The sequence below is a fragment of the Bauldia litoralis genome, from assembly GCF_900104485.1.
Taxonomy (GTDB): domain Bacteria; phylum Pseudomonadota; class Alphaproteobacteria; order Rhizobiales; family Kaistiaceae; genus Bauldia; species Bauldia litoralis.
Genome location: NZ_FMXQ01000001.1, coordinates 148,276 through 174,579, shown reverse-complemented (window position 1 = coordinate 174,579; position 26,304 = coordinate 148,276). Strand labels below are relative to the sequence as shown.

Genomic DNA, 26,304 nt, shown 5'->3' with positions numbered 1-26,304 from the left:
GAAAGGAAAGACGATGAAGAACGCAAGACTGGTCAAGCTCGCGCTGTCGCTGAGCGGGGTAACGGCGATCGCCATCGGCGGCGCCATCCTCCTCGTGCCGGCTGCCTTTTACGCGACCTACGGAATCGAACTCGGCAGCGATGCAAACCTGGGGAGCGACATCAGGGCCTCGGGCGGCGCCCTTCTGACTACGGGGTTGCTGATGCTGGCGGGACTGGTCGTGCCGAGGTTCACCTTCGCCTCGATCGTGATCGCGGCTGCGGTCTTCCTGTCCTACGGGCTGTCCCGCCTCGCGGGCGTCGCCATGGACGGGTGGCCGGACAGCGGGCTCATCTGGGCCGGCGCGTTCGAACTCGCCATCGCGGCGGTCAGCCTGCTCGCCCTGTCGCGCTACCGGACAACCGCCTAGCGCGGCGGGCGGCAGCACCGCCAACGCGGCGGCTATCCCTCACAACACCACTTCACACTTGGAAAAGGCAAAGAACATGTCGACCTGGTTTCTCATCCTCAGTCAATTCTCGATCATCGCCTTCGCGCTGGTCGGCGGCGTCTTCCTGGCGTTCTCGGACTTCATCATGCGCTCGCTCGCGACCGCGCAGTCGCCGGCCGGCATCGAGGTCATGCAGTCGATCAATCGCGAGGTCTTCCGCTGGGTCTTCATGACCCTGTTCCTCGGCATGGCCGTCGTCTCGGCCGGCATCATCGTCTACACCTATTCCCACCTTGCGGGGATCGGGGCGGTGCTGATCGGGGGGGCGGCCGGGCTCTATCTCCTCGGCGTCTTCGGCGTGACGGTGGCGTTCAATGTGCCGCTCAACAACCTCCTCGAGTCGCTCGACTTCCGCTCGGCCGCGGCGGTGGATTTCTGGAAGGCGCGCTACCTGCCCCACTGGACCTTCTGGAACAGCGTGCGGAGCGTCGCCAGCATCGGGGCGGCGGGGTTGGCACTGGTCGGACTGGTCCTGGTCGTCCAGGGGTGAGGCGTGGCGGCCGGGCCGACTTGACGGCGGGGGAGTCAGATGCAGACTTTGCCCGCCGTCAATGGTTCGGTGCCCCTCATCCGGGACGACTTTCGGCTGAAAGCGCCCGGAGTTCCCTGACAATCTCGATGCGGAGGAAAACTTATGGTCAAGCTTGTTGCGCGACAGGCGATCGACACGAGCGATCTCTACCAGTTGAGCATGACTCCAATCGGGTCGACGAGCATCTCCGTCGAGATCAAGGGCAAGAACGGATACGTCACCCGGATCGTCGTCGAGCAGGACGGGTCGCTGGCCTACAAGATGACCAAGCTCGACCTCAAGACGAGCAAGACCGACACCTTCTTCCAGGGCAACTTCGAGCCCAAGCTTTTCTCCAAGGCGGACACCTTCTCGGGGTCGGGGGCCGGCGACACGCTCTACAGCTATCGCGGCAACGATGCCGTCAAGGGGCGCGGCGGCGACGACATGATTTTCGGCGGCAACGGCAAGGACATGCTGAAGGGCCAGGCCGGCAACGATTCCGTCTCCGGCGACAACGGCAAGGATTCGCTCGAGGGCAACGGGGGCGACGACGTGCTTGACGGCGGCAACGGCAAGGACCTGCTCAACGGCGGCGTCGGCGCCAATACGCTGACCGGCGGCAACGGCAAGGACCGTTTCCTCTTCGACGCCACGCTCGACGACAAGAACAATTCGTCCATCACCGATTTCGAGACCGGCGTGGACACGATCCTCCTCGCCAAGAGCGCCTTTCCCAAGATCGGCAAGAAAGGCGACCTCGGCAACGCCAAGTTCGTGCTGGCGGACGATTATGCCGGGGAGAAGAATGTCGTCGTCTACGACAAGGCGACGGGGCTACTGTCTTATGCGACCGGCGGCGATACCACCGCCTTCGGCGCGGTGAGCACCGCTCTCAGCCTGTCGCACGACGACTTCATGGTGGTCTAGGCGAGCCGGACGCGGAACGGCCGGGCAGCGCCATCTGGGCGCCCGGCCGTCTGCATTGTCAGAGGATGGTGATGCGGCCCTCGACCTTCGGCTCGACGGTGCCGCGCGCGGCGATGAAGTCGATCACCTGCGAAGCCATCAGCGTCGCGTCGATCGGGGTGATCAGGACCTTGCCATTGCCGAAGGCGGTATAGCCATCGCCGCCGCCGGCCATGTAGTCGTTGGTGGCCAGCGTGTAGGTCTTCGCATCGTCGAGCGGCTCGCCGCCGATCGTTACCGACCTGACCCGCTCGCCGGCCGGGCTGCCGACGCTGACCTCGACGGTCAGGCCCGAGACCTGCGGGAAGCGCCCGGCGCCGTTCTCGACCTGGCTGAAGCCATTCTCAAGGGCGGCGCGGATATCGGCGCCGGTCAGCTCCAGCTTGACCGTCTTGTTGCCGAAGGGGAGCTCGGCGAGGATGTCGCCGCGGGTCAGTTCGGTGCCGGGCTCGTATTCGCGGTCGGCGCGGATGCCGCCGCCGTTGGTGATGGCGATGTCGGCATCGACCGCTTCGCGCATCGCATCGGCGATCAGGTTGCCGATGGCGGCTTCCTCGCCGCGGACGACAGCGCGGCGGCTGTCGAGGGCGGTGGCGGTGGTGCCGATCCCGACCTTGAGTTCGGCGTCCAGCTTGTCGGTATAGGTCTTGACCAGGGCCGCGATCTCCGGATCGGGCGTGACGGTCGCGGTGTCGACGATCTCGAATTCGGGCCGCCAGTGGACGTCGAAGCCGCCGTCGTCGGTCTCTTCCTTGTCGACGATCATGCGGGTGATGGTGACGTAATTGGCCTGCGACTCCGACTCCGTCATCGCCGTGCGGCCGTTGTAGAAGGTCAGCAGGTGCTCGTCGTGGCCGGTAAGGATGAGGTCGCCGGCGCCGGCGCGGGCGAGCGCCATGTCGTCGTCGATCGGGGTGTGCATGACGCCGACGACGATGTCGGCGCCGGCTTCGCGCAGCTCCGCCGCCTTCGCGATGCCGACCTCGACGGCCGGGGCGATGGCGATGTCGCCGGGGCTGGACACGACGACCGTGTCCTCGGTGGTCAGGCCGTAGAAGCCGACCTTGACGCCGTCGACGTCGATCACCTTGGTGTCGATGGTGTTGGCCGGGGCGGTGCCATCGGGTTCGGTCAGGTTCGAGGAAATGACCGGGAAGGTCGCCTCGCCGAGGCGGGTCCGGAAGACCTCGGGGCCGAAGTCGAATTCGTGGTTGCCGGGCACCATCATGTCGACGCCCATGTGGTTGAGGATGTCGATGACATGGGCGCCCCGGTCAAGGCCGGAGAGCAGGGACGGCGAGATCGTGTCGCCGGAATGGATGAAGAAGGTCGGCCCCTTGGCCCGCTCGGCATTGATGACGGCGGCCAGCCGGGCAAAGCCGCCGCGCCCGTCCTTTTCCTCCATGCGGTCGATGTCGTTGGTCTGGACGAAGGTCAGCGTCACTTCCTCGGCGAGCAACGGCCCGGCGGACAGCATCAGCCAGGCGGTTGCGCCCAAAGCCCGGAACAGCGGTTTCATCGGCCTCTCCTTGGTTGCTGCCTCCGCGACCGGCGGAGGATATGTGCAGTGTGTGATGGCGAAATCTTACAGGGCTATGACGCGGTGTCACGCCCCCGTGGACTAGCGGCCGTGCGACCCTATGCTAGGAGCATCGACATCCGAGAAGCGACGAATCCCGCACGATGAACGAACCTGCCTCCCCCGGTCACCTGCCCGCCGGTCACCCGCCCGTCCGCTTTGGCCGCGTCGGCGTGCTGCTGGCCAATCTCGGATCGCCGTCGGGGACCGATTTCTGGTCGGTCCGCCGCTACCTCAAGCAGTTCCTGTGGGACCACCGGGTGATCGAGGTGGCGCGGCCGCTATGGTGGCTGATCCTCAACGGAGTGATCCTGACGATCCGGCCGTCGAAGACGGCGCATGCCTACAAGCTTGTGTGGAATACGGAGCGGGACGAGGCGCCGCTGATCACCATCACCCGCAGCCAGTCGGAGAAGCTGGCGGAGCGGCTGGCCGGCGACGGGATCGTCGTCGACTGGGCGATGCGCTATGGCGAACCGGCGATCGGCGAGCGGATCGAGGCGATGAAGGCGCAAGGCTGCGACCGGATTCTGATCGCGCCGCTCTATCCCCAATATGCTGCGGCGACAACCGCGACCGCCAATGACGCCGCCTTCGATACGCTGAAGGCGATGCGCTGGCCGCCGGCGGTCCGGACGCTGCCGCCTTACCATGACGATCCGGCCTATATCGACGCGCTGGCCGAGACGCTGACCACGAGCCTCGCCGGGCTCGATTTCGAGCCGGAGACGGTGCTGGCCTCGTTTCACGGGTTGCCGCGCGAGTATCTCGACAAGGGCGACCCCTATCACTGCCATTGTCACAAGACCACGCGGCTCCTGCGCGAGAAGCTTGGCTGGCCGGAAGACCGGTTGAGGATCTGCTTCCAGTCACGATTCGGCCGGGCCGAGTGGCTGCAGCCTTACTTCGAGGAGACGGTGACCGATCTTGCCAAGGGCGGGATGAAGCGGCTGGCGGTGATCATGCCGGGGTTTTCGGCCGACTGCCTGGAGACGCTGGAGGAGATCGCCATGCGGGGCGGCGAGACCTTCCGCGAAAACGGTGGCGAACATTACGCGGCGATTCCCTGTCTCAATGACAGCGAGCCCGGGATGCGGATGCTTGAACACCTCGTCCGTCGCGAAGTCGCCGGCTGGCTCTGACACGCCGCTTCGGCGCGGGATTTTCGTCAGGAGCCGCCGATTTATGTGGCCGCGGTAGGACGGACTTCATACATCATGGTGTGAATGTGCCGGAGCGCCGCAGGCTTGGCGCAATCCGCGCTAAACTGCGCTTCCCGCCGCGTGCCGCGGCCTGAATTGATAAGGAGGACCCCGGAATGTTCGGCTTCGATTGGGTCGTTATCGCCGTCGTCGTGCTCATCATCCTGGTGCTCTTTGCCGGGATCAAGACCATTCCGCAGGGGTCCAACTACACCGTCGAGCGTTTCGGCCGCTACACGCGGACCCTGACGCCCGGCCTCAACCTGATCGTGCCCTTCATCGATCGCATCGGCGCGAAGATCAGCATGATGGAGCAGGTGCTCGACGTGCCGACCCAGGAGGTCATCACCCGCGATAATGCGACGGTGTCCGCGGACGGCGTCGTCTTCTACCAGGTGCTCGACGCGGCGCGGGCCGCCTATGAGGTGAAGGGGCTGGAGAACGCCATCCTCAACCTGACCATGACCAACATCCGGACGGTGATGGGGTCGATGGACCTCGACGAATTGCTGTCGAAGCGCGACGACATCAACGATCGGCTGCTCCACGTCGTCGACGCCGCGGCCTCGCCCTGGGGCATCAAGATGACCCGCATCGAGATCAAGGATATCGAGCCGCCGCGCGATCTCGTCGAATCGATGGGACGCCAGATGAAGGCCGAGCGCGACAAGCGCGCCAACATCCTCGAAGCCGAGGGTGAACGGGCTTCCGAGATCCTCAAGGCGGAGGGCGAGAAGCAGGCGCTGATCCTCCAGGCCGAGGGCCGCCGCGAGGCCGCTTTCCGCGACGCCGAGGCGCGCGAGCGCTCGGCCGAGGCCGAGGCGATGGCGACCAGGGTCGTGTCGGAGGCCGTGGCCAACGGCGATGTCCAGGCACTGAACTATTTCGTCGCCCAGAAATACACCGAGGCGCTTGGCAAGCTGGCCTCGGCGCCGAACCAGAAAGTCATGATGCTGCCGGTCGAAGCGGCCTCGCTGATCGGCTCGCTGACCGGCATCGCCGAAATCGCCAAGGCCTCGTTCAGCGATGAAGCGGTCCAGCGCCGCGCCGCCGCGCGGGTGCCGACGACCGGAGGCGAGTCGTCGTGATCCTCGATCTGCTCGACGACCTCGGACCCTGGGCATGGTGGATCGCCGGCCTGGTTCTGCTTGGCCTCGAGATCATCCTGCCGGGCAACGTCTTCGTCTGGTTCGGCATCGCCGCGATCCTCACCGGGGCGGTGGCGCTCTTCGCCGACTTCGGATGGCAGGTCGACCTGATCCTCTTTGCCGTCCTGTCGCTGGTGCTGGTGATCGTCGGGCGCCGCTTTTTCGCGCGCCGCTCAAGGAGCGACGAACCGATGCTCAACCGCCGCCTCGACGGGATGGTCGGACGGCAATACGTCCTGCCGGAACCGATTGTCGGCGGTGTGGGCCATGTCCGGGTCAATGACGCCAACTGGCGGGTTACCGGGCCCGATCTGCCGTCCGGGACACGGATCAAGGTCGTCGGGCATGACGGGGCCGTGTTGAGAATCGACCGTATCGACGACTGATCGTCGTCCGGCCGGAGTCGATCAGACGACGCCGATCCGCAGCAGGTCGTGCATGTGGACGATACCGACCGGCCTGCCGTCCTCGACAACGAAGACGGCGGTGATCGCGGCCTGGTTGAGGGTATCGATCGCGGCGCCGACGAGAATCTCCGGTGGCACCGTCTTCGGCGCCTTGGTCATCACTTCCTCGACGCGACGGGTCAGGAGGTCCGGGCCGAGATGACGACGCAGGTCACCATCGGTGACGATGCCGATCAGCCGTCCGTCTTCACCGACGATGCCGAGGCAGCCGAAGCCCTTTTCGGTGGTGCGGACGATGGCCTCGCTCATCTCGGTGCCGATCGAGGCCAGCGGCAGCGCGTTGCCGCGATGCATGATGTCGCGAACGAATTTCAGGTTGGCGCCGAGCTTGCCGCCGGGGTGGAAAGCGTGAAAGCTCTCGGCGGTGAAGCCACGGCTTTCGAGCAGGGCAATGGCCAGCGCGTCGCCAAGCGCCAACTGGATCATCGCCGAGGTGGTCGGCGCGAGACCATGCGGGCAGGCTTCGTTGACCTGGGGCATCAGGAGGACGATGGCCGACTCGCGGGCGAGCGAGCTGTCCTCGGTCGCCGTCAGCGCGATCAGCGGGATATGGAAACGCCGGGAATATTCCACGATACCGCGTAACTCGGCCGTCTCGCCCGACCACGACATCGCCAGGACGACGTCGTCGCGGGTGATCATGCCCAGATCGCCGTGACTCGCCTCCGACGGGTGAACGAAGAAAGCCGGCGTACCGGTCGAGGCGAGCGTGGCGGCGACCTTGCGCGCGACATGGCCGCTCTTGCCCAGGCCAGTGACGACGACGCGTCCCCGCCCGTCGCGGATCAGATCGACAGCCTGGCCAAACGGCGCTGACAGGCCATTGTCGAGGGCGGTCAGGAGCGCGACCAGTCCGGCGCGTTCCGTCTCGATGGTGCGGCGCGCCGATCCGGCAGCCCCCGAATCCGATCGAGAAACTGCCGTTTCCCCTATTCGCCTGCCTGTTGCCGTTGCCACGCCTGAACTCGATTCCCGTTATTCGCAGACGCCGTGTCTAGCAGGTTTGAGGCTCCTTGCGGAAGCCATGCCGGTGGACCCGCAAAGGTTCGTTAACCAAGAGTATTTACCGTTCGGCAACCATGAGCGCGGCCTTAGCCGCGCCATTGCTCCAGGGCCGATGCATGCGTCTCAGTGCCATCATACCCCTGCAGGCCGCCTTCGTCGCGTCGCTTCTGGCCGCTCCAGCGGCAAGAGGTGAGGCTGCAAGTCTGGCCGAAGTGGCGGGGCTGCGCGCTTCGAGCGCCGATTTCGGCGTCGCGGGCGTGGTTGCGCCCGCGGGAGGCGAGGCGGAGGATGCCGGTGACGCGGAGCAGGTGGCCGAGGAAGCCGCGCTCACCGCGACGACCGACGTGCAAGCCAATGGACTCGAAATCAACCGGAGCGTGACGACCGCCAATCCACGACTCGCGGCCGAGGCGATGATCGACACTTCCGATCCGCCGTCCCTTATTGCGGGCAACGCCCTGCGCCGGACCGTCGACGACGATCCCTATGCGCCGCTCGGCATCCGGGCCGGGAGCTTCCTGTTGTTTCCCGAAGTGGGTTTTGGCACCGGCTACACGACCAACGCGACGGATTCCGCGGGCGGCGGCGATTCGGCGCTGGCCGTTGTCGAGCCGCAGTTGCTGATCGAATCGGACTGGTCGCGCCACGGAGCGTCGCTCTTTCTCCGCGGCTCCCAGGAGACCTATTCCGACGGCTCCGAGAACCAGCCCGAAGCAGAAGCAGTGGCGACCGTGCGCCTCGACTTTGCCGACCGATGGAACGCGGACCTGTTGTCGGGCTATCGCTACGGCCGGGAAAGCCTGTCCGATCCCAACCTGCCGGGCGGCGTAGACAAGCCGCCGGATGTCTACCGGTTTGACAATTCGGCGGCCCTGTCGGGGGCCTTCGGCCGGCACGTTTTCACCCTCGGGGCGAGTTCGAACCGGTCGACCTATGGCGACGCCCGATCGGGCGGCGAGCGCATCGATCAGGGCGACCGCGACAACACGCTCTACACCGGGCGCCTGCGCGCCGGCTACGAGGTGACGCGGGCCTTCGTGCCGTTCGTGGAGGGCGTGCTGACCAACCGCGTCTACGATCGCCGCACCGACGACGACGGGATTGTCCGCACCAGCCATGGCGACGGATTGCGCGCCGGATTCGCCTTCGACCGGTCGCCGGTGACATCCGGCGAGATCGCGCTCGGCTACCTGCGGGAGACCTTCGACGACAAGGCGCTGGACCCCCTGTCGGCGATGACGGTGGATGGCGAACTGGCCTGGTCGCCGACCGAACTGGTGACGGTGACAACGGTGCTTGCGAGTTCGCTCAACCCGACCACGGATCGCGATTCCTCGGGCTCTGTCGTCTATGACGGTGCGCTTGGCCTGTCCTATGCGTGGCGGGCGAATGTCGAGTTCGGCGCTGACGCCGGCGTTCGCTACGAGCGCTTCCAGGGGACCGACGAGGTCGACTGGACCTACCAGATGGGCGTCGACGCGACCTGGCAGATCAATCGCTACACGGAACTCGCAGCCGGATTCGTGCATGAGTGGCGACAGAGCACCGACCGCTCAAGCGACTACACCTCTGACACCCTGCGCATCGACCTTCGGGTCTATCGCTAGAGTCCGGCTCAGCGTCCCGAGGCTTCGAGGAGAGCGCGAACCTCGGCAGCGAAATCGCCGGCCAGCTCCTCGCGCTCCAGCGCAAAGGCGACGTTTGCCGCGAGGAAGCCGAGCTTCGAGCCGCAGTCGAAGGTCCGCCCCTTGAACGGGGAGGCGTAGAAGGGCTGGGTCTCGAGCAGGCGCAGCATGGCGTCGGTGATCTGGATCTCGTTGCCGGCGCCGCGCCGGCCCTCGCCGAGCAGGTCGAAAATCTCCGGCTGCAGGATGTAGCGGCCGGTGATGTAAAGGTTGGACGGTGCGTCCTCCGGCTTCGGCTTCTCGACCATCGAGGTCATGCGGAAGGCGTCGCCGACCGCCTCGCCGACGCCGACAATGCCGTAGCTGGCGGTCTCGGACGGGTCGCATTCCTCGACCGAGACGAGGTTGCCGCCGGTTTCGTTATAGGTCGTCATCATCTGTTCGAGGCAGCTGGTCTCGCCGCGCATGATCATGTCGGGGAGGATCACGGCGAAGGGCTCGTTGCCGACGATTTCGCGGGCGCACCAGACGGCATGGCCAAGACCGAGTGGCTCCTGCTGGCGGGTGAAGGTCATGTCGCCGGCGCCGGCCTGGTCGCGGCGGAGGCCTTCGAGCGCCTCGAGCTTGCCGCGCTCCTTCAGGGTCGCCTCGAGTTCGTAGGCGACGTCGAAATGGTCCTCGATCACGACCTTGTTGCGGCCGGTGACCATAATGAAATGCTCGATGCCGGCGGCGCGCGCCTCATCGACGACATACTGGATCAGCGGACGATCGACGACGGTCAGCATTTCCTTGGGCATGGCCTTGGTCGCGGGCAGGAAGCGGGTGCCGAGTCCGGCGACGGGGAAGACTGCTTTGCGGATAGGTGCTGGCACGGCGCGTTACCTCGATCTGATCTGGTTTGGCTGACTATTGACCGGCGGATAATACATTTTGGTTACCAGCGTTCCTTTTTTGGCCTGTGGCGAAAGGATCGGCTGGACGCCGCCCGCCGGTTCCGTATAACCGCGCCATGAGCGTTCTGGTCACCGGCGGCGGCGGATATATCGGCAGTCACATGGTCTGGCATCTCACCGATGCCGGGGAAGACGTGGTCGTGCTCGACAACCTGACCACCGGCTTCGACTGGGCGATCGCGCCGGAAGCCAGCCTGGTCCAGGGCGATTGTGGCGATCTCGACCTGCTCGACCGGGTGATTGGTGAGAACGGCGTCGATGCCATCGTCCATTTTGCCGGTTCGATCGTGGTGCCGGAATCGGTCGCCGATCCGCTCGGCTACTACCTCAACAACACGGTCAAGTCGCGGACGCTGATCGAGGCGGCGGTGCGCGGCGGGGTCGGCAACTTCATCTTCTCCTCGACCGCGGCGGTCTACGGCACGCCGGAAACCTATCCGGTCTCCGAGGATGCGCCGCTGGCGCCGGAATCGCCCTATGGGCGGTCCAAGCTGATGACCGAGATGATGCTGGCCGACGCCTCGGCGGCGCACGGATTCACCTACGCGGCGCTGCGTTATTTCAACGTCGCCGGGGCCGATCCGAAGGGCCGGACCGGGCAATCGACCCGGGGCGCCACCCACCTGATCAAGGTCGCTTGCGAGGCGGCGCTCGGCAAGCGCGACAGCCTGACGGTGTTCGGCACCGACTATCCGACCGACGACGGAACCGGGGTGCGCGACTACATCCATGTCAGCGACCTGGTCGCCGCCCATGGCGACGCACTGCGCTACCTGCGGGACGGCGGGGCGAATCTCGTCGCCAATTGCGGCTACGGCCACGGTTTCTCGGTTCTCGAGGTCGTCGAGACGGTCAAACGGGTGTCCGGCGACGATTTCCGGGTCGATCTCGGGCCGCGCCGGCCCGGCGATCCGGCGGCGATCGTCGCCTCGCGCGAGCGGATTTCCCGCGAACTGGGCTGGCAGCCGCGATTCGACGATCTCGACGCAATTGTCGCCAGCGCCCTCAAATGGGAAGAATCGCTGGTCAGGCGGAACCAGCGCTAGGTCGATTTCGGCGGCATATTCCGTGGATTTTACCGGTTGTTAACGCCGTTTTGTCCCAATCTGGCCCTAACATCATCGTTAAAGGGGGGTTGCCGCGCTCCTCACGCAGACTATTTTTGCTCCAAGCATTCGGGCGGGGCGGCAGCTCGACGAAAGGTGATCATCATGACCACCGGGAACGATACCGGTCGCCGGTTTCGGCGGTTCTTCGGACTGCCCCTGGCGGGCATCGCACTCGTGATCTTTGCCGGCGCCGCCCAGGCGGCCGCCGCAAGCCCGTCGCAGTGGGTCAAGTCCTTCTGGCCGACGGCCAAGGCCGCTGGCATTTCGTGGAGCGTCTACGAACAGGCGCTCGGCAACTTCACACCCGATCCCGACGTGCTCAAGAAGGCCGGCTCGCAGGCGGAGTTCAAGTCGCAGATCTGGGACTATCTCGACATCACGGTGACCGACGACCGGATCACCAAGGGCAAGGCGCTGCTGCTGCAATATGCGCCGCAGCTTGCCGCCATCGAGCGGAAATACGGGGTCGACCGGCACTATTTCGTCGCTATCTGGGGCATCGAATCCCACTACGGCGAGGTTCTGGAGAATCCCAAGATCGTCAAGAGCACGATCCGGTCGCTGGCGACGCTCGCCTACCAGGGCGGCCGCCGCTCGAAATTCGGCCGGACGCAGCTCGTCGCGGCGTTGAAGATCCTGCAGCGCGGCGACGTCTCGCCTGCGGCGATGACCGGCTCCTGGGCCGGGGCGATGGGCCATACCCAGTTCATCCCGACCACCTACAACGCCTATGCGGTCGACTTTGACGGCGACGGGCGACGCGACATCTGGCGCTCGCCGATCGATGCGCTGGCCTCGGCCGCGGCCTATCTCGACAAGATGGGCTGGCGCGACGGCGAGACCTGGGGCTACGAAGTCGAGTTCACCCGAGGCTTCAACTACAAGCTCCTGCATGGCGCCGGCAGCAAGTCGCTTGGCGAGTGGCAGAAGCTCGGTGTGCGGCGGGTCGGCGGCAAGAATTTCCCGCGCCCCGGCGATTCGGCGACGCTGTTCGCGCCGGCCGGCGCACAGGGGCCGGCCTTCGTGCTGATCAAGAATTTCAGCGTTATCAAGCGGTACAACAATTCGGACTTCTACGCCCTGGCGGTCGGGCACCTGTCCGACCGGTTGCGCGGCGGCGACACCTTCCAGGCCTCATGGCCCCGTGACGAGCGGGCGTTGACGAGCGCCGAAAAGGAGCAGTTGCAGAAGCTCCTGGCCTCGAAAGGCCATTATGATGGCCCAATCGACGGTAAGATCGGCAGCGGAAGCCGCGGCGCGATTCGCGACTATCAGCTGAAGGTCGGTCTCGTCCCCGATGGGGTCGACTCGGTGAAGGTCTTGAAGCATCTGGAGGCCAGCCGCTAAAGTAGCCTCGGGGCGCGCGCAAAAACGGCCGGCTGACCAGCCGGCCAGAACTGGATATTCCTTCGTGCCGATGCCCCGAAAGCCGCTTTTTGCCTGCCTTGCCGTCCTGATCGGATTCGCGGTGGTCCTGCCCGACCTCGAGCCCGTCGTCGCGCAGGAAATCCAGCTCGCCCAGGCCAAGAAGCGAGACAGGCCCGGCCTGTTCGAACGGCTGTTCGGCAAGCGCAATACATCGAAACCCAGCACGACCGTCCGGAAGCGGGCGCCCATCATCAAGAAGCGGACGACGACGACGACCCGGCGCAAGACGACGACGAGCCGTCCGGCGGCGCCCGTGGTCAAGACGGTCGAGGTCGAGGAAAAGGATCCGAACGCCCACAAGATCCTGATCGTCGGCGACTTTGTCGCTTCGGGGCTGGCCTGGGGGCTCGACCAGGCGCTGGCCAAGGAATCGATGCTCGCCGTGTCCGAACGCACGGCGGATTCCTCGGGCTTCGTCCGGGCCGGCGACTTTGACTGGAACCAGAAGATTCTGGGCATCCTCAACGAGGAGTCACCGGATATCGTCGTGGTCGCACTGGGCGCCAACGATCGCGAGGCCATCAGTCAGGGCGAGGAGAAGCATCCGGTCAACTCGGCAGAGTGGGAAGAGATCTACACCACCCGAGTCGACGGTCTCATCGACACGCTGAAGGTCTATGGCCGTCCCTTCTTCTGGGTCAGCCTGCCGGCGCTGCGCGGTGCGGAGGCGACCGCCGACATGGCCTATATCAACGGCCTGTCAAAGCCGCGCGTCGAGAAAGCCGGCGGCTATTACGTCGACGTCTGGAACGGCTTCACCAATGCCAGCGGCCAGTTCATCACCAGCGGCCCGGACATCGACGGGCAGGTGAAGGCGCTGCGGACACGCGACGGGGTCAACTTCAGCAGCGCCGGCAAGTTGAAGCTCGCCTACTATGTCGAGCGCGACATCCGGCGGGCGACCGGGTTCGGCGCCGGCGCCATCGATCTTCTCGCTTCGGCGACACAATCGAGCACCATCGAAATCGGACCCGACGGCAAGAAGCGGCTGGTCGGTCCGGTGATCGCGCTCGCCGACCCGCTGCCGGGCGCCACCGCCGAACTCGCCGGTGAGCCCGACCCTGTAATCTTCGATCCGGTGACCGGCAAGGCACTGACCCTGCCCAAGCCGACCGACGATGCGATCGAGGCGGCCAACCTGACGCCGCAATACCGGCTGATCGTCAAGGGTGAGGCGCCGATCATCGTCGTCGGCCGTATCGACGACTTCACCTGGCCGCCCTCCAATCGGCAGGGACCGGCGTTCATCGATCCGATCGAGGCGGCGGCCCTGGCTGCCGAGGAGGCCGCCGCGCTGGCTGCCGAAGAGGGCGAAGGTGAGGGTGGCGGAGAGGCCGTCCTGACGCCGGTGTCGAAATCGTCCGAGTGACCGGACAGGCCGTCTCCTCGCCTGAAAAGGCGAGGGCAGGCCTCTTGTTCCCAACGTAACCAAATCAAGACATCGGCCCGACCGCTTCGAGCCTCTCGCTGTCCGGTAGTGATTCTCGATCAGCTTCGGGGCAGGATGACGCCGTTGCGGGTCTCGACACTCCAGTCGTTGCCACGACGGACGATGCGCTCGACCGTGCCGAGGCCGGGGAGGCGGGAGCCGGGCGCGACCTCGAAGTAGCCGTTCTCGCCCTGGACCAGCGCGCGCCCGTTGCGGACCCGCCAGAGAGTCCAGCCCTTCGCAATCGGCGATGACGGCGCGGCGATCGAGCCGGTGATCTCATTGGATACCCCTGCCGGGGCGTCGCTGACGGCGGCGAGCTTCGGCGCGGGCTGGATCCTGGCCGATTCGGCGCCGCCGAGAAGGCGGGGCGTGTCATCGGCAAGGCTTGCGATCCCGTTCCCGGCGACCATGGCCTTCAGGGATGCGATCTCGGCCGTCAACTGGCTGACGCTGGAGCGAAGCGCCCGCGTTGTCTCGCCGGAGCCAGCGTCGTTGCTGGCTAGGGAAACCGTGTAGCTGATGCCGTTGGAGACGGTGGTGCCGATCAGGGCGCCGACCCCGGCGGCGATGGCGATCATCGCGGCGCGACTGCTCAGCCAGTTGAGCAGCGGGTTCTGCCGGGCCCTGGCGATGGCGATGCCGGCGGCCGTGGCGCCGGACAGCGGCGACGGGCCGGCATCCTTGGCTTCCCTCTCGTCTGCGGGCTTGTCTGCCGCCTTTGCTTCCGGAATGGCGGCAGGTGAGGCGCTGGAGAGCTTGCTTTCGGGCTGGGCTTCGGCCTTCGGGTTGCTGACCGCCGCGGGGGCTTCCGCCGCCTCGGTCTTGGCGGGGGTTGGCGCCCCGGCCGTGGCCGGTTCGACCCCGTTGTCAGGCTTGTCGCCGGCCTTCGGGTCAGCGGTGACGGCAGTTCGGGTCGTGCTTTTCTTCGCCATGGCGCGCGGTCCTCCGGGATTGACCCATTGGTAACCGCGACTTGGTTAGCGAAAGGTTAGCTGACTGCCGCCTCAGCGCGGCAGGTTGGTCTCGCCCATCAGGTGCTTGTCGATCGAGCGGGCGCACTGGCGGCCCTCGCGGATCGCCCAGACCACCAGCGACTGGCCGCGCCGCATGTCACCGCAGGCAAAGACCTTGTCGCGGCTTGACCGATAGGCGTTGGTGTCGGCCAGCACGTTGCCGCGCTGGTCGAGATCGACGCCGAGCGTCTCGATCATGCCGTCCTGGACGGGGCCGAGGAAACCCATCGCCAGAAGGACGAGATCGGCCTTTAGGACGAACTCCGATCCCTCAATGGGCTGCATCTTGGCGTCGACGCGGATGCAGTGAAGCGCCTCGACCTTGCCGTCCCTGCCTTCGAACTTCTGGGTCATCACCGAAAAGTCGCGCTCGGCGCCTTCTTCCTGGCTCGACGACGTCCGCAGCTTCAGCGGCCAGTTCGGCCATGTCAGCATCTTGTCTTCGTGCACCGGCGGCTTCGGCATGATCTCAAGCTGCGTCACGGACAGCGCGCCTTGGCGGATCGACGTGCCGATGCAGTCGGAGCCGGTGTCGCCGCCACCGATGACGATGACATGCTTGCCGCCGGCGAGGATCGGCATGACGTTGCCGAGCGGCTCGTCGCTGACCCGCCGGTTCTGCTGCGGCAGGAACTCCATGGCGAAATGAACGCCATCGAGGTCGCGGCCGGGGATCGGCAGGTCGCGCGGCTTCTCCGCGCCGCCGGCCAGCGCCACGGCGTCGTGGCGCTCCAGCAATTCGGCGATCTCGAGTTCGACGCCGACATGGACGTTGCAATGGAAGACGACGCCCTCGGCTTCCATCTGCGCGACGCGGCGCGCGATATGGGTCTTCTCCATCTTGAAGTCCGGGATGCCATAGCGAAGCAGGCCGCCGGGCGTGGCGTTCTTCTCGTAGAGATGGACCTCATGGCCGGCGCGGCGAAGCTGCTGCGCACAGGCGAGGCCGGCCGGCCCCGAGCCGATGACGGCGACCGAACGACCGGTCTCCTTCGCCGGCGGCTCGGGCTTGACCCAGCCTTCGGCGAAACCCCGATCGATGATCGCGCATTCGATCGTCTTGATGGTCACCGGCGAGTCGATGATGTTGAGCGTGCAGGCGGCCTCGCAGGGCGCCGGGCAGATGCGGCCGGTGAATTCCGGGAAGTTGTTGGTCGAGTGGAGGTTGCGCAGCGCCTCCTTCCAGTCGCCGTTATAGACGAGGTCGTTCCAGTCGGGGATCTGGTTGTTGACCGGGCAGCCGTTGTGACAATAGGGGATGCCGCAGTCCATGCAGCGGGCGGCCTGGTCGCGGTTGGCCGCCTCGGACAGCGGAATGACGAATTCGCGATAGTTGCGAACCCGGTCGGCGGCCGGCGCATAACGCCGGTCCTGCCGGTCGATCTCGAGAAAACCCGTTACCTTGCCCACGTCAGCATTCTCACACTCAAATCGGCAACTTCACGAGGCCGGAAGACCGACACCCGATTGCTACCCCCAACACCAACGCCAGCGGCGCGATTCCGCCGTTGACGACAAACCCGACCGCCGGGAAACGAACCCGGCGGCAATCGACAGGCCGCGGTGAAGCCGGCGCCACCGCTGCGGCACGTCACTCCCCGGCAGCAGCCATTTCCGGCGCGTCCTCGCGCTGCTGACGCTCCAGTTCGGCAAGCGCGCGACGATACTCGACCGGCATGACCTTGCGGAACTTCGGCAGGTAGTCCGCCCAATTGTCGAGGATCTTGCGCGCGTGGTCCGAACCGGTGAAATGGACATGCCGGGTGATCAGCAGGCGCAGCCGCTCCGCGTCGTGGCGCGACAGGTCGCACAACACGTCGACCAGGCCCTTGTACTCGATGTCGCCGCCATGGTGCTGCAGGCGCTCGAGAAGATCATCCTCCTCGGTCACCGGCTCAAGCTCGACCATCGACAGGTTGCAACGGGTGGCGAAGCTGTCGTCCTCGTCCAGCACATAGGCAACGCCGCCCGACATGCCGGCCGCGAAGTTGCGCCCGGTGCGGCCGAGCACGACGACGACGCCGCCGGTCATGTACTCGCAGCAATGGTCGCCGGCGCCCTCGACGATGGCGACCGCGCCGGAATTGCGCACGGCGAAGCGTTCGCCGGCGACGCCGCGGAAGTAGCATTCGCCGGAGATCGCGCCGTAGAGCAGGGTGTTGCCGACGATGATCGATTCCTCTGGAACGATGCTCGAATCCTCGGCCGGCCGGACAACGATGCGTCCGCCGGAGAGACCCTTGCCGACATAGTCGTTGGCCTCGCCGATCAGCTCCATGCTGATGCCCTTCATCAGCCAGGCGCCGAAGCTCTGGCCGCCGGTGCCGGTCAGCTTGATGGCGATGGTGTCCTCGGGCAGGCCGTCATAGCCGTAGCGCTTGGCCACCTCGCCGGACAGCATGGCGCCGGCGGTGCGGTCGGTGTTGCCGATGGTCTCCTCGATGATGACCGGCTTGCCCTCTTCGAGCGCCGGCCGTGCCGCTTCGATCAGGCGGCGGTCGAGGATCTCCGAGATCGGGTGGTTCTGGACCTCGCAATGGTGGATCGCAACGTCGGCGCGCGGCACGGGCTTGTGGAACAGCCGGGCGAAATCGAGGCCCTTGGCCTTCCAGTGCTCGATCACCGCGCTGCGGTCGAGCATCTGCATTTGGCCGACCATCTCGTCGAACGAGCGGAAGCCAAGCGCCGCCATGAGCTCGCGGACATCCTCGGCGACGAAGAACATGTAGTTGATCACATGCTCCGGCGTGCCGGTGAAGCGCTTGCGCAGGACCGGGTCCTGGGTGGCGATGCCGACCGGGCAGGTGTTGAGGTGGCACTTGCGCATCATGATGCAGCCGGCGGCGATCAGTGGCGCCGTGGCAAGGCCGAACTCGTCGGCGCCGAGCAGGGCGCCGATCACCACGTCGCGACCGGTGCGGACACCGCCGTCCACCTGGACGGCGATGCGGCCGCGCAGGCCTTCGTTGACCAGCGTCTGGTGGGTCTCGGCCAGGCCGATCTCCCACGGGCTGCCGGCATGCTTGATCGAGGTCAGCGGCGAGGCGCCGGTGCCGCCCTCATAGCCGGCGATGGTGACATGGTCGGCGCGGGCCTTGGCAACGCCGGCGGCGACGGTGCCGACACCGACTTCAGAGCCGAGCTTGACCGAGATGGCGGCGTCCGGGTTGACGTTCTTGAGGTCGAAGATCAGCTGGGCGAGATCCTCGATCGAATAGATGTCGTGATGCGGCGGCGGCGAGATCAGGCCGACGCCCGGCGTCGAATGGCGCACCTTGGCGATGACCGCGTCGACCTTGTGGCCGGGCAGCTGTCCGCCTTCGCCGGGCTTGGCGCCCTGGACCATCTTGATCTGGATCATGTCGGAATTGACCAGATACTCGGCGGTGACGCCGAAGCGGCCCGAGGCGACCTGCTTGATCGCCGAGCGCATCGAATCGCCGTTCGGCAGCGGCTTGAAACGGTCCGGCTCCTCGCCGCCCTCGCCGGTGTTCGACTTGCCGCCGATCCGGTTCATGGCGATGGCCAGCGTCGTATGCGCCTCGCGGCTGATCGAGCCGTAGGACATGGCGCCGGTCGAGAAACGCTTGACGATCTCGGCGGCCGGTTCGACCTCCTCGATCGGTACCGGCTGGCGGCCGTCCTCGTTCGCGTCCTTGACGCGGAACAGCGAGCGGATGGTCAGGTGCTTGCCGTCGGCGTCGTTGATCAGCCGGGCGAAATCCCGGTACTTCTCCGGCAGGTTGCCGCGCACGGCGTGCTGCAGCGCCGACACCGTCTCGGGCGTCCAGACATGGGCCTCGCCGCGCAGCCGGAAGGCGTAGTCGCCGCCGACATCCAGCGCATTGCGCAGGACGGGCGAGTCGCCAAAGGCGGCGGCGTGGCGGCGCAGGGTCTCCTCGGCGATCTCGCGCAGTCCGGCGCCCTCGATCGTCGTCGCGGTGCCGGTGAAGTAGCGCCGGACGAAGTCCTGGGTCAGGCCGACGGCGTCGAAGATCTGGGCGCCGCAATAGGACTGGTAGGTCGAGATGCCCATCTTGGACATGACCTTGAGGATGCCCTTGTCGATCGCCTTGATGTAGCGGTGGACGACCTCTTCGTCGTCGACTTCCTCGGGGAATTCCGACTTCATCTGGGTCAGCGTGGCGAAGGCGAGATACGGGTTGATCGCCTCGGCGCCGTAGCCGGCCAGTACGCAGAAGTGATGGACCTCGCGCGCCTCGCCGGTCTCGACGACAAGGCCGACCGACGTCCGCAGCCCGACGCGGATCAGGTGATGGTGAACGCCGGCGGTGGCCAGAAGCGCCGGGATCGGCACGCGGTCGGGGCCGACCGTGCGGTCGGACAGGATGATGATGTTGATGCCGTCGCGCACCGCCTGCTCGGCGGCGGCGCACAGCGCTTCGAGAGCCGGTCCCATGCCGTCCGGGCCCTGGTCGGCCGGGAAGGCGATGTCGAGGGTGATCGACTGGAACGGGTTGTCCTCGAGGTCGCCGATGGCGCGGATCTTCTCGAGATCCTCGTTGGTGAGGATCGGCTGGCGCACTTCCAGACGCTTGCGCTGGCCGTGGCCTTCGAGATCGAACAGGTTCGGCCGCGGCCCGATGAAGGAGACCAGCGACATCACCAGTTCCTCGCGGATCGGATCGATCGGCGGGTTGGTGACCTGGGCGAAGTTCTGCTTGAAATAGGTGTAGAGGAGCTTCGACCGGTCGGACAGGGCCGAGATCGGCACGTCGTTGCCCATCGAGCCGATGGCTTCCTGGCCGGTGGTGGCCATCGGCGTCATCAGCATCTTCAGGTCTTCGCGGCTGTAGCCGAAGGCCTGCTGGAGATCGAGCAGGGTGCCGTTGGCGGCCGGGGTCTGCGGGGCGACCGACGGCAGGTCCTCCAGAACGATCTGGGTCCGCGCCAGCCAGCTCCGGTAGGGATGCTTCTTCGACAGCTCGGCCTTGATCTCGTCGTCGTCGATGATCCGGCCGTTCTCGATGTCGATCAGCAGCATCTTGCCGGGCTGCAGGCGCCACTTCTTGACGATGCGGCTCTCATCGACCGGCAGCACGCCGGATTCGGAGGCCATGATGACCTCGTCGTCGGCGGTGACCATGTAGCGGGCAGGGCGCAGGCCGTTGCGGTCGAGCGTCGCGCCGACATAGCGGCCGTCAGTGAAGGCGACCGCAGCCGGGCCGTCCCACGGCTCCATCAGCGCGGCGTGATACTCGTAGAAAGCACGCCGCTCCTCGTCCATCAGCGGGTTGCCCGCCCAGGCTTCCGGAATCAGCATCATCGCCGCCTGCGGCATCGAATAGCCGCCGCGGATGAGGAATTCGAGGGCGTTGTCGAAGCAGGCGGTGTCCGACTGGCCTTCCCAGGAGACCGGCCACAGCTTCGAGATGTCATCGCCGAAATAGGGAGACTGGACCGTCGCCTGACGCGCCGCCATCCAGTTGACGTTGCCGCGAACCGTGTTGATCTCGCCGTTATGGGCGACCATCCGGTAGGGGTGGGCAAGGCGCCAGGACGGGAAGGTGTTGGTCGAGAAGCGCTGGTGGACAAGCGCCAGCGCCGACTCAAAGCTCGGGTCGTGCAGGTCGGGGTAATAGGCACCGAGCTGGGCGGCGAGGAACATGCCCTTGTAGACGATGGTCAGGCACGACATCGAGACGATGTAGAAGTCGTTCTCGAGACCGCTATAGCCATCGTAGATTCGGCTCGAGATGACCTTGCGGGCCACATAGAGCTTGCGTTCGAAGGCATCGGCATCGGCGGCGTCCGAAGGCCGCCGGACGAAGACCTGGCGGCTGAAGGGCTCGCTGGCGCGGATTTCCGCCGCCTGCGAAAGGCAGCTGTTGTCGGCCGGCACGTCGCGCCAGCCGAGGAGTTCCAGACCCTCGGCGGCAATAGCCTCCTCGACGGTCGTGACCATCTCGGCGCGCAGCGCGTCGTCGCGCGGCATGAAGATGAAGGCGACGCCATATTCTCCTGCCGCGGGCAGCTCGAAGCCGATCCGTTCTGCCTCGGCGCGAAAGAAACGATCCGGCATCTGAACCAGGATGCCGGCGCCGTCGCCGACCAGCGGGTCGGCGCCGACCGCGCCGCGATGCTCGAGATTCTCGACGATGCGGAGACCGCCCTGGACGATCCTGTGGGATTTTTCCTTGCGCAGGTTGACGACGAAGCCGACGCCGCAAGCGTCGTGCTCGCGCATCGGGTCATACAAGCCGCCAGCCACGCGCCGCATGCGCGTGTCCTGGGACGCAGACGACCGCTCGCTGGTCGGCGCACTCTTCGCTGCGCTGTTCATTGTCCCCACCTCCGTCATTACGGTCGCCGATCCTCTCGCAGGTCCACGACCCCGGCATCCGTTCACGCCGCGCCGACAGTCTCGCAGAGACAGTCGCAGCGGTGCGGTTGGACACCTTGCACCAACACAAGGCACGCCTTCCAGCAAGGAAGCACGTCCATTTCACAGGAGCGCAGCGCTATGCGCAACAGGCCCGCCGGACCGTGTGCGTCGGCGCTACAAGGCCGATCCGCCTGATCCCCTCGAAGCAGTCCGCCCCAAACTATTGGACAGTAGTCCTGTCCTATCCCTTCACAATGCCAGATTTCCGGTTGCCCGGCAAGATACCTCCTGCCCCCTCCGCCAGTATGACATGCGCGCCGGCAAGGTTCACGGTCGTGTGACCGGGCCGTATGAAATCCGTAACACCCACTTGATTTTCTATTTACGCGGCATCCTAGCAGTCTTCGGTTCTCGACGGGGCGACGTGCACCGGATCGAGACACCAGTAGAGACCATTCTGGGGTTGGGAGTTCGAACGACAACCGTCGTTCTGCATCATCGACTGATTGGGTCGAACAGAGAGGAGACTAGAATGTCCACGACAAAGAAGCTCACCGCTACCGTTCTTGCCGGCGCCGTCACCGCGGCGATGGCGTCCTTCGCCGTCCCGGCTTCGGCCGCCGAAGGCGACATGGTGAAGTGCTACGGCGTTTCGTTGAAGGGCCAGAACGATTGCGCCGCCGGCGCCCATTCCTGTGCCGGCACCTCGACCGTCGATTACGACGGCCAGTCGTTCAAGCTGGTTCCGGCCGGTACCTGCACCGAGATGCAGACGCCGGAAGGCCCCGGCAGCCTCGAGCCGATCGACCGTCCGGCCTAGTTCCAGGGCATTTCCTCCGGGCAGGGCGGGCGGCGGTGTCGTCCGCCCTGCCTGGCGCGCCAGCGGCGATGCTGCCCGCGGCGCCGCAATCTTGATAGAATGAGCGCAGGCCCACCGTTTCGGGCCTCCGACCGATGGGGAGGAGACGCGCGCCATGTCGCAACAATCCACCATGCCACTCCAATCCACGAAGCCAGACGCGATCCCGGCGCGGGTCGGCGTCGGCCTCAAGCCCGAGCACTATGACGCGATCCTGACGGAGCGCCCGGACGTCGGCTGGTTCGAGGTGCACGCCGAAAACTACATGGGCGCCGGTGGCCCGCCGCACCGCTACCTGACGGCGATCCGCGAGCAGTACCCGCTTTCGCTGCATGGCGTCGGGTTGTCGATCGGGGCGGCCCGTCCCCTTGACCGCGACCACCTCAAGCGCCTGAAGGCGCTGAACGAGCGGTACCAGCCCGGCCTCTTCTCCGAGCACCTCGCCTGGTCGACGCATGACAGCGTCTTCTTCAGCGACCTGCTGCCGTTGCCCTATGACGAGGAATCGGTGCGCCGCGTCGCCGACCATGTCGACGAGGTGCAGGACACGGTCGGTCGCCGGATGCTCCTGGAAAACCCGTCGACCTATGTCGCCTTCGCCGAGAGCACGATCGGCGAGATCGAATTCCTGACCGAGGTGGCGACACGGACCGGCTGCGGACTGCTGCTCGATGTCAACAACGTCCATGTCTCGTGCACGAATCAGCGCTGGAACGCGATCGACTATCTCGACCGATTCCCGATGCAGCATGTCGGCGAAATCCACATGGCGGGCTATGCGCCAAGCAAGGACGATCATGGCGATCCGCTGCTGATCGACGCCCATGACCGGCCGGCAGATCCGGTGGTGGTCGAACTCTACGACCATGCGCTGTCGCGGTGCGGACCGATTCCGACGCTGGTCGAATGGGACAACGACGTGCCGGACTGGCCGACGCTGTTCGCCGAGGCGCGCCGGGTCGAGTCTGTCCTGACCCGTGCCCGCCGAGACGAGGATGCTGAACTTGCAGTCGCTGTCTGAAATCCAGGCCGAATTCGCCGAGGCGCTGCGCAACCCGGCCGCGGCGATACCGGCAGGAATTGTCGGTCCCGACGGCGGGCCGGCGCCGAAGCGCTTTTCGATCTATCGCAACAACGTACTGGTCGCGCTGGGGAATTCCCTGGCCGGTGCTTTCCCGGCAGTCAAGCGGATCGTCGGCGAGGACTTCTTCAAGGTGATGGCGCGGACCTATGTCCTGGAAAGCCCACCGACCTCGCCGGTGCTGATGGATTACGGCAAGACGTTCCCGGCTTTCATCGCCCGGTTCGAGCCGGCTTCGTCATTGCCCTATCTCGCCGACGTCGCCCGCATCGAGCGGCAGTGGCGCGAATCCTATCACGCCGCCGACGCCGTGCCGCTTCCCTCGACCGCGCTTGCAGAGGTGCCGGAAGCGGAGCTTGCCGACGTGACGTTCCGCCTGCATCCGTCGCTCCGCCTGTCAAAATCCTCGTTTCCCGCCGTCACGATATGGCGGATGAACGCCTCCGACGTGCCGACATCCGCGGTTGACTTTGCCATTGGTGAGGATGCACTCATCGTCAGACCGGATGCAGAGGTCGAGGTTCGAGTCGTTCCCCCGGGGGGGACGGCTTTCGTCGAGGCCCTGGCGTCCGGTGAATCGCTTGGATCGGCGGCGGCGCTCGGACAATCGTCCGATGAGCGTTTCGATCTCGGCGGCAACATTGCGGGTCTGATCGGCGCGGGCGCCTTCGTCGAAATCCGCCGCGGGCTTGAACAGGTGCCGCAATGACGGATTCGGAAAACGCACCGGCGGCGCGCTCGCCCGGGGCAGGCGGGGGTTACATGATTTTCATCCAGGCCATTGCATCGCTGGCATTGCGGATCGCGCTCGCGCTCCCCTTCTTCAAGTCGGGACTGACCAAGTGGGACGGATTCCTGGAGCTCAATGGCGGCGCCAAGTATCTCTTCGCCCACGAATTCATGCTCCACGCGCCCTCGGACTGGAGCAAGTTCTGGATTCTCGACAAGACCTATCCGATGCCATACCCGGAGATTTCCGTGTGGCTGGCGTCCTTCGGCGAGATCCTGCTTCCCGCCGCGCTGGTGATCGGCTTCCTGACGCGTCTCTCGGCGCTTGGCATGCTGGGGATGATCATCGTCATCTTCCTGGTGTATCCCCAGTTCTGGGCGACAGAGACCCTTCCCTGGGTCGCCATGGCCCTGGCGCTGATCGCCTACGGTCCCGGCCGGATTTCGTTCGACTTCCTGATCCTCAATTCCTGGAAGCGCCGCTGACAGTCGGGGAGGGGGGCGCGTGACATCCGCCTCTCCCGTCCGGCCATGATCTTCGCCAGCGACAACTGGGCGGGGGCCGCCGAGCCCATCGTGGCGGCACTGGCCGAACAGGCGCGGAACGGCGGCCCGGCCTATGGCGGCGACGCGCTGTCAAAGGCGGTCGAGGCGCGGTTCTGCGAGATCTTCGAGCGTGAGGTCGCGGTCTACTTCGTCGGCACGGGGACGGCGGCGAATGCACTGGCCATCGCCAATTACTGCCGGCCGGGCAGCATCGTCTTCGGCCATACCCAGGCGCATATCAATGTCGACGAGGCGAACGGGCTCGAGTTCCTCGGCGGCGGCGTCAAGGTGGTCGGTCTCGACGGCGAGGGTGGCAAGCTGACGCCGTCGACGCTGCTGGACGGGCTTGCCGCCTTTCCCGAACGCGGGTTCCACCATGGCCAGCCGGTGGCGGTCAGCCTGTCGCAGGCGAACGAACTCGGACAGGCGTATTCGCCGGCGGAAGTCGCGGCGGTGACCGAGGTCGCGAAGGACAAGGGGCTGGCGGTTCACATGGACGGCGCGCGCTTTGCCGGGGCGGTTGCCGGGCTTGGCGTGTCGCCGGCCGACGTGACCTGGAAAGCGGGCGTCGACGTCCTGTCCTTCGGCGGCACCAAGAATGGCTGCCTGGCGGCGGAGGCGGTGGTCTTTTTTAATCCGGCGCAGGCGCGCGATTTCGGCTTCGCCCGGCAGCGGATCGGACACGGCTTCTCGAAGGCGTGGTTCATCGCCGCCCAGTTCGCCCGCTATCTCGAGGGCGATACGTGGCTGGCGCTTGCCGGCCATGCCAACGCGCGGGCGCGGGTGCTTGCCGACGCCGTGCGGTCGGGCAGAGAGGCGCGGTTGGCGCTGGAGCCTTCCGCCAACGAGGTCCTGGCGATCCTGACCGAAGGGCTCGACGCGCGCCTCAAGGCGGCCGGCGCGATCTATTATCCGTGGTCGCCGGCCGGGATGCCGGCAGACGCCCTGCCGGGGCCGGGCGAGGTGCTGGTCCGCTTCGTCACGTCGTTCCAGACGAGCGAGGACGAGGTGGCGCGGTTCGCGGCGCTGGTTTCCGGCTCGACAACACCCTAACGAAAAAGGGCGCCCGCAAGGGGCGCCCTCCGATCGATCAGATCGCGCGGATTACGCGGCGACCTTTGCCTCGACCTGCTTCTTGGCATTGCCGTTGATCGCGATGGTCCGCGGCTTCATGGCCTCGGGAATCTCGCGGACGAGCTCGATGTGGAGAAGCCCGTTCTCAAGGCTGGCGCCACGCACCTCGACGTGATCGGCGAGCTGGAACCGGCGCTCGAAGGAGCGCGCCGCGATGCCGCGATAGAGCACGTTGCTCTCCTCGCCTTCGCTCTGGTCCTTTTTCTCGCCCTTGACGGTGAGCGTGTTCTCCTTGGCCTCGATCGAGAGGTCCTCGTCGCCGAAGCCGGCAACCGCCATCGTCACGCGATAGGCATTCTCGCCGGTGCGCTCGATGTTGTAGGGCGGATAGCTCTGGGCCGCGCCATCGAAGTTACCGAGCGAATCGAGCATGCCGAACACGCGGTCGAAGCCGACGGTCTGGCGATAAAGGGGGCTGAGATCGAAACTACGCATGTGTCTGTCCTCCATATGAGCGACTGGTTGATCGGAACCCGGTTGCCCGCCGTTATGGCCGGGATTTCAATGGGTTCGGCGGACCCGTCTGGCGTCCGCATTGTTCATCTGGGAATTGCCGCGGGCGGAGTCAAGGCCCAAATCAGGCGGCGAGGTGGCGCGCAGGTGAACCGCAGATGAACGGGCGTTTCGGGGAGCGTTCAGGTGGGGTGGGCATAGTCCGTGGCGTTGGTTCGGTCG

22 protein-coding genes are annotated in these 26,304 nt (G+C 66.0%); 15 read left to right on the top strand and 7 right to left on the bottom strand.

From position 1 onward, the window contains the following. Positions 1-13: 13 nt before the first annotated feature. From BLT60_RS00875 to BLT60_RS00865, 3 genes are all read left to right on the top strand, one after another. Positions 14-409 carry a DUF4345 domain-containing protein gene (locus tag BLT60_RS00875; protein ID WP_090874895.1) on the top strand — a complete coding sequence of 132 codons (396 nt, stop codon included), beginning with the start codon at positions 14-16 and terminating at the stop codon, positions 407-409. Positions 410-485: 76 nt separating this feature from the next. Further along, positions 486-980: an anthrone oxygenase family protein gene (locus tag BLT60_RS00870; RefSeq protein WP_090874894.1), complete on the top strand. Its 495-nt coding sequence runs from the start codon at positions 486-488 to the stop codon at positions 978-980. A gap of 144 nt (positions 981-1,124) precedes the next feature. Next, positions 1,125-1,931, top strand: coding sequence for a calcium-binding protein (locus BLT60_RS00865; protein ID WP_090874329.1), 807 nt, complete (start codon positions 1,125-1,127; stop codon positions 1,929-1,931). 58 nt (positions 1,932-1,989) lie between these two features. Here the strand turns inward: BLT60_RS00865 and BLT60_RS00860 are convergent, their stop codons facing one another. Further along, the gene (locus BLT60_RS00860) at positions 1,990-3,489 is read right to left on the bottom strand and encodes a bifunctional metallophosphatase/5'-nucleotidase (protein WP_244521095.1); all 1,500 of its coding nucleotides are present in this window, start codon (positions 3,487-3,489) and stop codon (positions 1,990-1,992) included. A 164-nt stretch (positions 3,490-3,653) separates the two neighbouring features. On the opposite strand from BLT60_RS00860, the gene hemH reads away from it, so the two are divergent. The 3 genes from hemH to BLT60_RS00845 all read left to right on the top strand — a co-directional run bounded on the left by hemH (position 3,654) and on the right by BLT60_RS00845 (position 6,285). Next, a complete protein-coding gene (gene hemH / locus BLT60_RS00855) occupies positions 3,654-4,691 on the top strand; it encodes a ferrochelatase (protein WP_090874328.1) in 1,038 nt (345 codons plus the stop codon). A 176-nt stretch (positions 4,692-4,867) separates the two neighbouring features. After that, positions 4,868-5,839, top strand: a complete 972-nt coding sequence (locus BLT60_RS00850; RefSeq protein WP_090874327.1) for an SPFH domain-containing protein — start codon at positions 4,868-4,870, stop codon at positions 5,837-5,839. Beyond that, positions 5,836-6,285: an NfeD family protein gene (locus BLT60_RS00845; RefSeq protein ID WP_090874326.1), complete on the top strand. Its 450-nt coding sequence runs from the start codon at positions 5,836-5,838 to the stop codon at positions 6,283-6,285. The genes BLT60_RS00850 and BLT60_RS00845 overlap by 4 nt, the downstream gene beginning before the upstream one ends. Positions 6,286-6,306: 21 nt before the next feature. Here BLT60_RS00845 and BLT60_RS00840 read toward each other — a convergent pair whose 3' ends face one another. Continuing rightward, a complete protein-coding gene (locus BLT60_RS00840) occupies positions 6,307-7,299 on the bottom strand; it encodes a KpsF/GutQ family sugar-phosphate isomerase (protein WP_244521126.1) in 993 nt (330 codons plus the stop codon). 188 nt (positions 7,300-7,487) lie between these two features. Here BLT60_RS00840 and BLT60_RS00835 point away from each other — a divergent pair, with 188 nt between their 5' ends. After that, the gene (locus BLT60_RS00835; protein ID WP_139167725.1) at positions 7,488-8,978 is read left to right on the top strand and encodes an outer membrane beta-barrel protein; all 1,491 of its coding nucleotides are present in this window, start codon (positions 7,488-7,490) and stop codon (positions 8,976-8,978) included. A gap of 8 nt (positions 8,979-8,986) precedes the next feature. Here BLT60_RS00835 and galU read toward each other — a convergent pair whose 3' ends face one another. Then, entirely contained in the window at positions 8,987-9,871 is an 885-nt protein-coding gene (galU, locus tag BLT60_RS00830; protein WP_090874323.1) for a UTP--glucose-1-phosphate uridylyltransferase GalU, read from the bottom strand. Between the two features lie 137 nt (positions 9,872-10,008). On the opposite strand from galU, the gene galE reads away from it, so the two are divergent. The 3 genes from galE (at position 10,009) to BLT60_RS00815 (ending at position 13,858) form a co-directional block, all read left to right on the top strand. Beyond that, positions 10,009-10,998: a UDP-glucose 4-epimerase GalE gene (galE, locus tag BLT60_RS00825; RefSeq protein WP_090874322.1), complete on the top strand. Its 990-nt coding sequence runs from the start codon at positions 10,009-10,011 to the stop codon at positions 10,996-10,998. Positions 10,999-11,163: 165 nt separating this feature from the next. Continuing rightward, the gene (locus BLT60_RS00820; protein ID WP_090874892.1) at positions 11,164-12,408 is read left to right on the top strand and encodes a lytic murein transglycosylase; all 1,245 of its coding nucleotides are present in this window, start codon (positions 11,164-11,166) and stop codon (positions 12,406-12,408) included. 70 nt (positions 12,409-12,478) lie between these two features. Continuing rightward, positions 12,479-13,858 carry an SGNH/GDSL hydrolase family protein gene (locus tag BLT60_RS00815; protein ID WP_090874321.1) on the top strand — a complete coding sequence of 460 codons (1,380 nt, stop codon included), beginning with the start codon at positions 12,479-12,481 and terminating at the stop codon, positions 13,856-13,858. A 119-nt stretch (positions 13,859-13,977) separates the two neighbouring features. Here the strand turns inward: BLT60_RS00815 and BLT60_RS00810 are convergent, their stop codons facing one another. The 3 genes from BLT60_RS00810 to gltB all read right to left on the bottom strand — a co-directional run bounded on the left by BLT60_RS00810 (position 13,978) and on the right by gltB (position 21,256). Beyond that, positions 13,978-14,853: a hypothetical protein gene (locus BLT60_RS00810; protein ID WP_090874320.1), complete on the bottom strand. Its 876-nt coding sequence runs from the start codon at positions 14,851-14,853 to the stop codon at positions 13,978-13,980. A 72-nt stretch (positions 14,854-14,925) separates the two neighbouring features. Further along, positions 14,926-16,344, bottom strand: coding sequence for a glutamate synthase subunit beta (locus BLT60_RS00805; RefSeq protein WP_090874319.1), 1,419 nt, complete (start codon positions 16,342-16,344; stop codon positions 14,926-14,928). Positions 16,345-16,525: 181 nt separating this feature from the next. Next, entirely contained in the window at positions 16,526-21,256 is a 4,731-nt protein-coding gene (gene gltB, locus BLT60_RS00800; RefSeq protein ID WP_090874318.1) for a glutamate synthase large subunit, read from the bottom strand. A 556-nt stretch (positions 21,257-21,812) separates the two neighbouring features. Between gltB and BLT60_RS00795 the strand changes: the two genes are divergently transcribed. The 5 genes from BLT60_RS00795 to BLT60_RS00775 all read left to right on the top strand — a co-directional run bounded on the left by BLT60_RS00795 (position 21,813) and on the right by BLT60_RS00775 (position 25,548). After that, positions 21,813-22,100 carry a BufA1 family periplasmic bufferin-type metallophore gene (locus BLT60_RS00795; RefSeq protein WP_090874317.1) on the top strand — a complete coding sequence of 96 codons (288 nt, stop codon included), beginning with the start codon at positions 21,813-21,815 and terminating at the stop codon, positions 22,098-22,100. Positions 22,101-22,272: 172 nt separating this feature from the next. Beyond that, positions 22,273-23,160 (top strand): MNIO family bufferin maturase, encoded by an 888-nt coding sequence (gene bufB / locus BLT60_RS00790; protein WP_090874316.1) that lies wholly within the window; start codon positions 22,273-22,275, stop codon positions 23,158-23,160. Then, positions 23,135-23,929, top strand: a complete 795-nt coding sequence (locus BLT60_RS00785) for an HvfC/BufC N-terminal domain-containing protein (RefSeq protein WP_175478229.1) — start codon at positions 23,135-23,137, stop codon at positions 23,927-23,929. Before bufB ends, BLT60_RS00785 begins: the two co-directional genes overlap by 26 nt. Positions 23,930-23,982: 53 nt before the next feature. Next, a complete protein-coding gene (locus tag BLT60_RS00780; protein WP_210185514.1) occupies positions 23,983-24,435 on the top strand; it encodes a DoxX family protein in 453 nt (150 codons plus the stop codon). A 45-nt stretch (positions 24,436-24,480) separates the two neighbouring features. After that, positions 24,481-25,548 carry a threonine aldolase family protein gene (locus BLT60_RS00775; RefSeq protein WP_090874315.1) on the top strand — a complete coding sequence of 356 codons (1,068 nt, stop codon included), beginning with the start codon at positions 24,481-24,483 and terminating at the stop codon, positions 25,546-25,548. A gap of 51 nt (positions 25,549-25,599) precedes the next feature. Here BLT60_RS00775 and BLT60_RS00770 read toward each other — a convergent pair whose 3' ends face one another. Further along, positions 25,600-26,064, bottom strand: coding sequence for an Hsp20 family protein (locus BLT60_RS00770; RefSeq protein WP_090874314.1), 465 nt, complete (start codon positions 26,062-26,064; stop codon positions 25,600-25,602). Positions 26,065-26,304: the final 240 nt, after the last annotated feature.

Coding starts and splice junctions, on each gene's coding strand:
- BLT60_RS00875 (WP_090874895.1), top strand. CDS start 14: ATGAAGAACGCAAGACTGGTCAAGCTCGCGCTGTCGCTGAGCGGGGTA.
- BLT60_RS00870 (WP_090874894.1), top strand. CDS start 486: ATGTCGACCTGGTTTCTCATCCTCAGTCAATTCTCGATCATCGCCTTC.
- BLT60_RS00865 (WP_090874329.1), top strand. CDS start 1,125: ATGGTCAAGCTTGTTGCGCGACAGGCGATCGACACGAGCGATCTCTAC.
- BLT60_RS00860 (WP_244521095.1), bottom strand. CDS start 3,489: ATGAAACCGCTGTTCCGGGCTTTGGGCGCAACCGCCTGGCTGATGCTG.
- hemH (WP_090874328.1), top strand. CDS start 3,654: ATGAACGAACCTGCCTCCCCCGGTCACCTGCCCGCCGGTCACCCGCCC.
- BLT60_RS00850 (WP_090874327.1), top strand. CDS start 4,868: ATGTTCGGCTTCGATTGGGTCGTTATCGCCGTCGTCGTGCTCATCATC.
- BLT60_RS00835 (WP_139167725.1), top strand. CDS start 7,488: ATGCGTCTCAGTGCCATCATACCCCTGCAGGCCGCCTTCGTCGCGTCG.
- galE (WP_090874322.1), top strand. CDS start 10,009: ATGAGCGTTCTGGTCACCGGCGGCGGCGGATATATCGGCAGTCACATG.
- BLT60_RS00820 (WP_090874892.1), top strand. CDS start 11,164: ATGACCACCGGGAACGATACCGGTCGCCGGTTTCGGCGGTTCTTCGGA.
- BLT60_RS00815 (WP_090874321.1), top strand. CDS start 12,479: ATGCCCCGAAAGCCGCTTTTTGCCTGCCTTGCCGTCCTGATCGGATTC.
- BLT60_RS00810 (WP_090874320.1), bottom strand. CDS start 14,853: ATGGCGAAGAAAAGCACGACCCGAACTGCCGTCACCGCTGACCCGAAG.
- gltB (WP_090874318.1), bottom strand. CDS start 21,256: ATGACGGAGGTGGGGACAATGAACAGCGCAGCGAAGAGTGCGCCGACC.
- BLT60_RS00795 (WP_090874317.1), top strand. CDS start 21,813: ATGTCCACGACAAAGAAGCTCACCGCTACCGTTCTTGCCGGCGCCGTC.
- bufB (WP_090874316.1), top strand. CDS start 22,273: ATGCCACTCCAATCCACGAAGCCAGACGCGATCCCGGCGCGGGTCGGC.
- BLT60_RS00785 (WP_175478229.1), top strand. CDS start 23,135: ATGCTGAACTTGCAGTCGCTGTCTGAAATCCAGGCCGAATTCGCCGAG.
- BLT60_RS00780 (WP_210185514.1), top strand. CDS start 23,983: ATGATTTTCATCCAGGCCATTGCATCGCTGGCATTGCGGATCGCGCTC.
- BLT60_RS00775 (WP_090874315.1), top strand. CDS start 24,481: ATGATCTTCGCCAGCGACAACTGGGCGGGGGCCGCCGAGCCCATCGTG.
- BLT60_RS00770 (WP_090874314.1), bottom strand. CDS start 26,064: ATGCGTAGTTTCGATCTCAGCCCCCTTTATCGCCAGACCGTCGGCTTC.